Raw genomic sequence first — 1,180 nt, 5'->3', positions numbered from 1 at the left:
GGGGTCAGCCGCTATGAACAGGTGCAGGCGCAGATGCTGGCTTGGGCCGCGGCCCAGGCGGATATCGAAACGCTAACCCTGAGCTTGTTCACGCCGAGCGGCCTGTTGGCCCAGCATTTGCTCGCCAGCCAATGGGGAGCCGCGTTGCAGGACTATGTCCCGGCCACCAGCCGCACCAGCAACGATCTGCTGATCTTTGACCAGGCGCTGACGAGGATAGAGCCGGAGCCGCCCCTGCCCGGTATGGCCCAGAGTCTGTGGCTGATCAGCGCCGTGCCGCCGGCCGCAGAGCTGGGTCGCCTGGGCGAGTGGGCGGCGACCTTGGAGGAACAGGGCATCCCGCTCTTCCTGTGGCTGGTGGATGCGCCGGCTCGCCTGGCCTCGGAGGAGGCCGCGGCGCTGCAGAACCTGGCAGCGATTAGCGGTGGACAAGCCTTTCTATTCTCTAACGAAGAGCTGCTGCCCAATCCAGATACCTACTTCACACCGCTCTCGCAAGCTTATTACTTTCAGTATGAGTCGCCGGCGAGCAGCTCCGGCGAGCACAGCGTGCAATTGCAGTGGGCGCGCCAGGATGTGGTCGTCGAATCGCAGCCGTTGAGCTACAGCTTCATTATTCTGCCGCCCAACCCGATCTTTGTCACCCCGCCCAGCCGCATTGAGCGCCTGCCTTACGAAGAAGACCCCACGTTGCTCTCGCCCTTCAGCCAGCCGCTGGAGATCCTGATTGAATTCCCCGACAACTACCCCCGTGAAGTCCTGCGCAGCACGCTCTTTGTGAACGGCCAGCCGGTGGCCGAAAACCTGACAGCCCCTTTCAACAATTTCATTTGGGACTTGCAAGCCTATTCCAGCAGCCAGCAATTGTTGCTGGCTGTTGAGGTGGAGGACGAATTGGGCCGCGTGGGTCGCAGCGAGGACCATACGATTCAGATCGCCACCCAGCCGCCGCCCACCTGGTTCCAGGCCCTGCTGGCCCGCGGGGCGCCGGCGCTGGCCCTGGCAATGGTGCTGATCGTCGCCGGCGCGGTCTTTGTGGTCTTAGTGATCTCCGGCCGCATCCAGCCCCCGGCTCTGGCCACCACGGAAGACATTGGTGAAGGGGACCCCATGAACGAGGCGCCAATTGAGACCAGGGCGGGTCCGCCTGATCCCGATGAGGCTTTGCCGATGGCGGCCC

Annotated in this window: 1 protein-coding gene; it reads left to right on the top strand. The window is 63.6% G+C overall.

Annotation, left to right across the window (positions count from 1 at the left end):
* On the top strand, positions 1 to 1,180 hold a 1,180-nt coding region (locus MJD61_18870; protein ID MCG8557327.1), incomplete at both ends, for a hypothetical protein.

The sequence above is a fragment of the Pseudomonadota bacterium genome, assembly GCA_022361155.1.
Classification (GTDB): Bacteria; Myxococcota_A; Polyangia; order Polyangiales; family JAKSBK01; genus JAKSBK01.
The sequence above is the reverse complement of the archived record's forward strand: the minus strand, read 5'-3'. Positions and strand labels throughout refer to the sequence as shown.